7 protein-coding genes and 1 pseudogene are annotated in these 8,764 nt (G+C 40.1%); 7 read left to right on the top strand and 1 reads right to left on the bottom strand.

Features of this window, described 5'->3' with window-relative positions:
• Positions 1 to 205: pseudogene (locus tag ON073_RS19575) on the top strand (putative pyridoxal-dependent aspartate 1-decarboxylase); the annotation flags it as partial.
• 85 nt (positions 206 to 290) lie between these two features.
• Here ON073_RS19575 and ON073_RS19570 read toward each other — a convergent pair.
• Positions 291 to 797, bottom strand: coding sequence for a glycine cleavage system protein R (locus tag ON073_RS19570; RefSeq protein WP_274763562.1), 507 nt, complete (start codon positions 795 to 797; stop codon positions 291 to 293).
• Positions 798 to 1,075: 278 nt separating this feature from the next.
• On the opposite strand from ON073_RS19570, the gene ON073_RS19565 reads away from it, so the two are divergent.
• The 6 genes from ON073_RS19565 to ON073_RS19540 all read left to right on the top strand — a co-directional run.
• On the top strand, positions 1,076 to 3,316 hold the full coding sequence (locus ON073_RS19565) for an ABC transporter permease subunit (RefSeq protein WP_274763561.1): 2,241 nt from the start codon (positions 1,076 to 1,078) through the stop codon (positions 3,314 to 3,316).
• 18 nt (positions 3,317 to 3,334) lie between these two features.
• Positions 3,335 to 4,984: a phosphate ABC transporter permease PstA gene (gene pstA, locus ON073_RS19560; RefSeq protein ID WP_274763560.1), complete on the top strand. Its 1,650-nt coding sequence runs from the start codon at positions 3,335 to 3,337 to the stop codon at positions 4,982 to 4,984.
• Between the two features lie 39 nt (positions 4,985 to 5,023).
• Positions 5,024 to 5,851 carry a phosphate ABC transporter ATP-binding protein PstB gene (gene pstB / locus ON073_RS19555; RefSeq protein ID WP_274763559.1) on the top strand — a complete coding sequence of 276 codons (828 nt, stop codon included), beginning with the start codon at positions 5,024 to 5,026 and terminating at the stop codon, positions 5,849 to 5,851.
• A gap of 11 nt (positions 5,852 to 5,862) precedes the next feature.
• Complete coding sequence (gene phoU / locus ON073_RS19550; protein WP_274763558.1) at positions 5,863 to 6,573, top strand: phosphate signaling complex protein PhoU; 711 nt, start codon at positions 5,863 to 5,865, stop codon at positions 6,571 to 6,573.
• Positions 6,574 to 6,796: 223 nt separating this feature from the next.
• Positions 6,797 to 7,474 (top strand): TIGR00153 family protein, encoded by a 678-nt coding sequence (locus ON073_RS19545; protein WP_274763557.1) that lies wholly within the window; start codon positions 6,797 to 6,799, stop codon positions 7,472 to 7,474.
• 38 nt (positions 7,475 to 7,512) lie between these two features.
• The coding region (locus ON073_RS19540; protein ID WP_274763556.1) for an inorganic phosphate transporter at positions 7,513 to 8,764 on the top strand (1,252 nt) is incomplete at its 3' end.

The following is an 8,764-nucleotide window of genomic DNA, read 5'->3' as shown; positions in this document are numbered from 1 at the left end:
ACGCCAGCGTGAAGCAGGTCGTTCGTTTGTTTCTCGTACCCGTTTAACGCCATACCAATACGATAATTTACCAACAGTGGTTTTTCGCGTTGTACTTGCGAATCCGCTTACATCAAATCAAATTTTGCATGACATTTTAGCAGAACAACGGGTGTTAGCTGAAAAAGATCCGATTTTTAAAAAGTACTTAGCAAAGTATTTGTAAATCGTTAAGAGAAATGAAAAAAGGGAGCTGCAGCTCCCTTTTTTATATTGTTTTAAATACTTGTGCTGATAGACAGTACATTTAGTTAAGCTTCAGTTTCTATATCGACGATTAGATCTGAGGTAATTGATTCAAGTGCTTCTATCACATCATCTTTACTAAGCCCAGAAGGCAGCTCAACACGAGCTTCGGCATTAAATAGAGGCACACCCCAATTTGGAGCGCTTTGTTGCTTAGAGGTAAAATGCACAATTGACGCACCTTTGTGGCGAAGTACACTAGAGAGTTCTTGCACTATGCCCGGTCTGTCGTTGCTGGTGATAACAAAATTAAGAAGTTGGTTGGTGTCAGTGACTTCTTCTTTACCCGCTTCAATTTTGACATCTAAATCTGGGATAGCTTGAATTGCACTTTCAAGTGATGATAAATGCTCTTCTGCTACTTCTAATTGTAAGATACCAGCAAAATGTCCGCATAAGTGACTTAAATTACTGGCAAGCCAGTTACCATGGTTTGCAAGCACCGCTGAGGATAGTTCATCTACTAGACCTGAGCGGTCAGGACCAATAATTGTTAATACTAACTGCTTCATATATATGTCTCTTATTCTAATTAGCGCAACCCACACCACAGAAAGTTAAGGAATAATTGTTAGCTAATTCAATGAATTAAATATATTTGTGGCGTGGGTTAAGTATTGTTTATTGGATGTCTTTTGTCCAATTTATTTTGTCAAAATTTGTTAACGTACTGAGTGTAACTTTTCGGTAATAAAAACGAAATATTACAGCGGTTGTAACATTTCTGTCATCTTGACAAAATATAATGCTCGGCAACTAAATCTTAATTCTATTTTTAAAGGGCAAGTGGATGAGTTCCAATCCGCCAAGTGTTGATTTCAATACTAATAGAAACAGACTGATCAAAGATAAATTAGCTAAATACAGCATTACTGCTGGCGGTACGTTAGTACTGGTTGCACTGCTGTTGATCTTCTTTTATCTCTTGTATGTAGTTCAGCCAATTTTTGCTTCAGCGCATGTTGAAGTGAGAAATCAATTCACACTACCAACTTCGCAAGAATACATTGCAGGTGGTATGGAAGAGCAAGGTGAAATAGCTTATCTATTTACACCTTCAGGTGAATTAAGTTACTACACCATTAAAGGTGAAAACTTTGGTAACAAGCTTACTAGCTTTAATGTTGAATTTGATGCAGCTGTAACTAGTTTTGCGCGTACTGTTCCTCATCAAGGTATGTATGCGTATGGCTTAGAAAACGGTGCTATCAAAGTTGTTGAGCCAAAGTTTGAAGTTGGTTTTGCTAATAATAGCCGTACCATTAAACCAAGTATCGCTTACCCATTAGGCGAAGGTGAAGTGACGATAGATGACGAAGGCGCATCTATTCGTCAATTTGCTTTTAGCTATGATGTTGAAGAAAGCCGTCTTGGTGTATTGGCTGTTACTGGAGACAAACGTTTATTGTTTAGCATGTTATCAGCTGAAGAGAACATGTTTTCTGGTGAAATGGAATGGTCAAGCGAAGTCACTGAAATCCCACAAGAGGGCAAGATTGATGAATTGCTTATCTCTCCGGATTTTAGTCGTGCGTTTGTACGTGTTGCTAACAAAGTTTATATTTACAACACCCGTGATATTGAAGATATCACGCAAATTCAGGTGCTTGCAGCAAACCAAGAAAACGCTAATTTAGTGAAAATGCAGCTACTTTCAGGCGCTAACTCATTAATGTTAGTTAATGATAACGGTGAAATTTCACAATGGTTTGAAATCAATGGTGAGCAAGGCCGTAAATTTGCAAAAATTCGCGCATTTGCTAGCAATGATGGCAATATTTCAGGTTTGTACAGTGAGTTCTACCGCCGTACTTTCTTCAGCACTAATACGCAAGGTGAGTTATCGCTTTATTACACAACTAGTGAGAGCGAACTTTGGTCTGGCAAAGTAAGTGATTCAGGCATTGATTTCTTCTCAATTTCACCACGTTCAAATGCCGCTTTAATGCTTGCGGGTAATCAACTTATTGTAGTTGATATTGAAAACGAACACCCAGAGGTATCGTGGTCAGCACTTTGGCAAGAAGTGTGGTATGAAGGTTATCCTGAGCCTGCTTATATTTGGCAATCAACCTCAGCAAGTGATGACTTTGAATCGAAATTATCACTAGTGCCAATTTCATTTGGTACCATAAAAGCGGCAATGTACGCGATGCTATTCGCTGTGCCAATTGCACTTTCTGCGGCAATTTACACGGCATACTTTATGTCGCCAGAGCTACGTCGCTTTGTAAAGCCAACTGTTGAAATTATGGAAGCATTACCAACGGTAATTCTAGGTTTCTTAGCGGGTCTTTGGTTAGCGCCATTAATTGAATCTCATTTGCCTGCAATTATGCTGATTCTGCTTTTAACGCCAGTAGCCATCTTATTAACAGCATTCTTCTGGCAGAACTTACCAGAATCTATTCGTCACAAAATTCCTGATGGTAGCCATGCAATTTTACTTATTCCTGTGGTATTACTGGCTGGTTATATTGCATTTGCACTTAGTCCTGCAGTTGAACTATGGGTATTTGACGGCGATGTACGTCGATATATTACCAATGAGTTAGGTATCGATTTTGACCAACGTAATTCGCTCGTTGTGGGTATTGCAATGGGCTTTGCGGTTATTCCAACTATCTTCTCAATTGCTGAAGATGCAGTATTCAGTGTACCTAAGCACTTGTCTAATGGCTCACTTGCACTTGGTGCAACGCAGTGGCAAACGCTTGTTCGCGTAGTGTTGCTGACAGCTAGCCCTGGTATTTTCTCTGCGGTAATGATGGGTTTAGGTCGTGCCGTGGGTGAAACCATGATCGTACTTATGGCAACGGGTAACACACCAATTATGGACTGGAGTATCTTCCAAGGTATGCGTACCTTAGCAGCTAACATTGCAGTAGAAATGCCAGAATCGGAAGTAGGTAGTACTCACTATCGTATTCTGTTCTTAGCGGCATTTGTGTTGTTTATTTTCACCTTTGTCTTTAACACGATTGCTGAATTTGTTCGTCAGCGTTTACGTGAAAAGTATAGTTCACTGTAAGGTTAGGAGATTTAATAAATGAAGCAGTGGTTTAAATCTGGCTCACCTTGGATTTGGATGACAGGTGGTGCAGTAAGTATCAGTTTGATTTCAGTAATTGGTTTGCTGGCAATGATTGCAGGTCGTGGTTTAGGTTTCTTTTGGCCTGCAGAAGTAACGCAGTTTGAAATGCACCGTGGCGATGTTAAAGAAACTGTTATCGGTGAAATTTATGACCGTGAAATGGTGCCTGTTGAGCGTTTAAAAGCGGCAAATATTGATTTGCACGGTTTTACTGGTGATGAAGTTGAACGTTTACTGATTAAAACAGGTAACCGTGAATATGTAGACTTAGACTTCCGTTGGATTTTAGCAACGGATATTGTAGAGCAATCAACACCAAGTCAATTAGCGGTATTTGAGCGCAGCAAAAATGGTAACTTTTATGGTTACATTGAAAGCGTAATCAAAGACGGCAAAGCAGTTGAGGAATCACAAAAGTTAACTGTACTAGACGAGCTTGTAGAGCGTGCCGTTGAACTTAATGAATCAGCGCTAGACTTACAAAATGGGCCAATTGGTCACATTAACTACGATTTAGAGCGTTTGCGTTTAAAAGAAAAAGCGCTTGATTTAAAAGGCGAGCTAACACACGAGAAAGTAGCTGAATTTGAAGCTGAGCGTAAAGCGTACCGTGAACAATATTTAGTGCTTGAAAAAGAGCTATTTAAGTTCCGTGATGCAGCAAAGCGTGACCAAGTAATTGTTAAAGATATGCGTGGCGAATTAGTTACTATCCCACTTTACCAAGTACTGGATGTAACGCTACCTAACGATATGGGGTTACTTGCTAAAGTTGGTCATTACTTCAAACAGGTTGGTAAGTTTGTAAGTGATGATCCACGTGAAGCAAACACTGAAGGTGGTGTATTCCCAGCGATTTTCGGTACCGTATTTATGGTTATGCTAATGGCTGTTATCGTGACGCCATTTGGTGTGGTTGCTGCGATTTACCTACACGAATATGCAGCGAAAAACTCAATAACCAAAATGATTCGCATCGCGGTAATTAACCTCGCGGGTGTTCCATCGATTGTTTACGGTGTATTTGGTTTAGGTTTCTTTGTTTACATGCTAGGAGGCAGCATTGACCAATTGTTTTATCCTGAAGCCTTACCAGGCCCAACATTTGGTACACCAGGTGTTATTTGGTCAGCATTAACGCTTGCGATTTTGACTCTACCGGTAGTTATTGTATCAACAGAAGAAGGTTTATCGCGTATTCCAAGTTCAGTGCGTCAAGGCTCGCTGGCACTTGGTGCGACTAAAGCGGAAACTATTTGGCGTATCATTGTACCAATGGCAAGCCCAGCGATTATGACAGGTTTAATTCTTGCTGTTGCACGTGCAGCTGGTGAAGTAGCACCGCTAATGTTAGTAGGTGTAGTTAAGATGGCGCCAACACTACCAGTTGATATGAACTTCCCATTTGTTCACTTAGATAGAAAGTTTATGCACTTAGGTTTCCACATCTATGATGTTGGTTTCCAAAGCCCTAATGTTGAAGCGGCACGTCCGCTAGTATATGCCACAGCATTTTTACTTGTGGCAGTTATTGTGGCACTGAATATCACAGCAATTGGTATTCGTAACCACTTACGTGAAAAATTCAGGTCGTTAGAACACTAATTGTTCTGCGGTGATAAAAGTTTAATAGGTTTAGTAAAAATGATTACTGTTGCTCCAGAAATGAATCAACCTGCAACTAGCTTACAGCTTGATTTAGAAAACTTATCGGCAGAACAAACTGCTCTTGAAATTAAAGACTTGGACCTTTACTACGGTGATAAGCAAGCGCTGAGCAATATCAGCATGAAGATTCCAAAGGGTCAGGTAACCGCGTTTATCGGTCCATCTGGTTGTGGTAAATCAACCTTATTACGTTGTATTAACCGCATGAATGACTTAGTCGATACGTGTCGTATCGATGGCCAAATCTTGCTACATAACCAAAATATCTATGACAAAAGCGTTGATGTTGCAGCGCTTCGTCGCAACGTAGGTATGGTATTCCAGCGTCCAAACCCATTTCCTAAATCAATTTATGAAAATGTGGTTTATGGTTTACGCCTGCAAGGTATTAAAGATAAGCGTAAATTAGATGAAGTTGTTGAAGCTTCACTTCGTGGCGCAGCACTTTGGGACGAAGTAAAAGACCGTTTACATGACAGCGCATTTGGTCTGTCGGGTGGTCAGCAGCAGCGTCTAGTTATTGCACGTGCAATCGCGATTGAGCCTGAAGTACTGTTACTCGATGAGCCAACGTCAGCACTTGACCCGATTTCGACCTTGGTTATTGAAGAGTTAATCAACGACTTAAAAAATAAGTACACGGTTGTTATTGTAACGCATAACATGCAACAAGCAGCGCGTGTATCTGATCAAACAGCGTTTATGTATATGGGTGAACTGATTGAATACTCAGATACAAACACCTTGTTTACCACACCGAAGAAAAAGAAAACTGAAGACTACATTACTGGTCGTTACGGGTAAGGATTAAAGTTATGGATCATAATATTTCAAAGCATATTTCAGGTAACTTTAACCAAGAGCTTGAAAACGTTCGCAATCATGTTTTAGCAATGGGTGGCTTAGTTGAGCAACAACTTAACTCAGCACTAGATGCAGTAAACGATAACAATGCTGAACTTGCAAAAAAAGTAGAGATTGGCGATTACAAAGTAAATGCAATGGAAGTGAGCATTGATGAAGAGTGCACACGTATTATTGCAAAACGCCAACCAGCAGCAAGCGATTTACGTTTAGTTGTTGCGATTGCTAAAACCATTGCGGATTTAGAGCGCATTGGTGATGAAGCTCGCCGCATCGCAAAGGTAGCACTTGAATCTACAGCGAAAGATCAACAGGGTTTACTGGGTAATATCGACAACATGGGTCGCCATGTATCGCAAATGTTACACGATGTGCTTGATGCATTTGCACGTATGGATGCTGAAGCTGCATTTCGTGTACATAAAGAAGATGCCAAAGTTGACCGCGAGTATGAAGCATTAACGCGTCAGATTATGACTTACATGATGGAAGATCCACGCTCAATTCCAAAAGTAATGGATTTAGTGTGGTCAGTTCGTTCACTTGAACGCATTGGCGATCGTTGCCAAAATATTGCTGAGTACGTGATTTACTTTGTAAAAGGTAAAGATATTCGTCATATCGCACAAGATGATATTGAGCGCGATATTATCGGCAAGTAATTAAAAGAAATTTATATAAAGGGGTAAATGCTTAAAATGCGTTTACCCCTTTTTGTTTTTGCAAGATTCAGCAAAATTTTAGTTTGTTCACTAGCGTAAATTTAATTGTTTGATAATCTAAGTTAAGGAATATCATCTTAATGAAATAGTTATGTGGTAAAGCCTTTCCACCTGTAACTGATTACGGTAAAATTTGCGCGCTTTTAAAATTTAAGGGTCAATTATGGCTAGTAATGCATTTTTAGGGGTTTTTGCGAAATCTCCTATCAAACCAATTGAAGAGCATATAAAAATTGTTCATCAAGCCAGTGCTTTGTTAACGTCTTTCTTTGAACATGCGTTTAATAAAGAGTGGCAACAAGCATCTGAGATCCGCATTAATATTCGCGACTTAGAACGCAAAGCGGATGTACTTAAACGTGATATTCGTTTGCAACTACCTCGTGGATTATTCCTGCCAGTTGAGCGTACAGATCTTCTAGAACTGATCACTCAACAAGATAAAATTGCTAACAAAGCTAAGGACATAGCAGGCCGTGTACTCGGTCGTGAAATGGAAATCCCTGAGCAAATTCAAGCTGATTTTATTACTTACCTTAATCGTTGTATCGACGCGACAAAACAAGCTTCTAAAGCAATCAATGAACTTGATGAGCTGTTAGAAACGGGTTTCCGTGGCCGTGAAGTAACGTTAGTTGAAAATATGCTAGAAGAACTCGACGCAATTGAGCGTGACACTGATGAAATGCAAATTACTTTGCGTCGTCAGTTGCGTGAAATCGAAAATGAATTAAACCCGATCGATGTGATGTTCTTATATAAGATCCTTGAGTGGGTGGGTGATTTAGCAGATATCGCTGAGCGTGTTGGTTCACGTTTAGAACTGATGCTAGCACGTTAATTAAACTAATTTAAAAAAGTTAAGTTAAAGGTTACTTGATGGATATTATTGCAAATTACGGCTCCACTTTGGTGATTATTGCTGCCGTAGTGGGATTTATCATGGCTTATGGTATTGGTGCGAACGACGTTGCCAATGCGATGGGTACATCGGTTGGCTCTAAAGCGCTAACTATTAAGCAAGCGATTATTATCGCTATGATTTTTGAGTTTGCGGGTGCTTATCTTGCAGGTGGTGAAGTAACATCAACCATTCGTAAAGGCATCATAGACTCATCAGCCTTCATCGCTATTCCTGAATCACTTGTAATTGGTATGATTTCAGCACTACTTGCTGCAGGTGTATGGTTATTAGTTGCTTCATACCTTGGTTGGCCGGTATCTACTACACACTCAATTATTGGTGCAATCGTTGGTTTTGCGCTAGTTGCAGTGGGTACTGAGGCGATTCAATGGGGTAAAGTTGCTGGTATTGTAGGTAGTTGGATTGTCACGCCTGCAATTTCAGGCTTTATTGCTTATCTAATCTTTATGAGTGCGCAAAAACTTATTTTTGATACTGACTCGCCACTTAACAATGCAAAACGCTATGTACCAGTTTACATGGGTCTTGCAGCATTTGTTATGGCACTAGTTACTATCAAGAAAGGTTTAAAGCACGTAGGTTTAGAGCTTGGTGCTGTTGAAGGTTACAGCATTGCAATTGCAGCAGCTGTTGCTGTTGCTATCTTAGGTAAAGTGCTTATTGCGCGTCTTAAAATGGACCCAGCTGCTGACAAAGAAATGCAATTCAACAACGTTGAAAAAGTATTTGCAATCTTAATGATTGTAACTGCATGTTGTATGGCATTTGCGCACGGTTCAAATGACGTTGCAAACGCGATTGGTCCACTAGCTGCGGTAGTAAGCATTGTTCAGCACGATGGTGAAATTGTTAAGAAATCAGCGCTAGTTTGGTGGATTTTACCACTTGGTGGTTTAGGTATTGTTATTGGTTTAGCCATCCTTGGTAAAAAAGTAATTAAAACCATTGGTGAAGGTATTACACACTTAACACCTAGCCGTGGTTTTGCTGCTGAACTTGCTGCTGCATCAACTGTTGTTATTGCATCGGGTACAGGTTTACCTATTTCAACTACACAAACGTTAGTAGGTGCTGTACTGGGTGTTGGTATGGCGCGCGGTATTGCGGCGCTTAACTTAGGTGTTGTAAGAAATATCGTTGTTTCTTGGGTTATTACCTTGCCAGTAGGCGCAGTATTAGCTATTGTTATCTACTATGTATTGGCGG

It is taken from the genome of Pseudoalteromonas sp. G4 (genome assembly GCF_028875915.1).
In the GTDB taxonomy this organism is placed as follows: Bacteria; Pseudomonadota; Gammaproteobacteria; order Enterobacterales; family Alteromonadaceae; genus Pseudoalteromonas.
The sequence above is the reverse complement of the archived record's forward strand: the minus strand, read 5'-3'. Positions and strand labels throughout refer to the sequence as shown.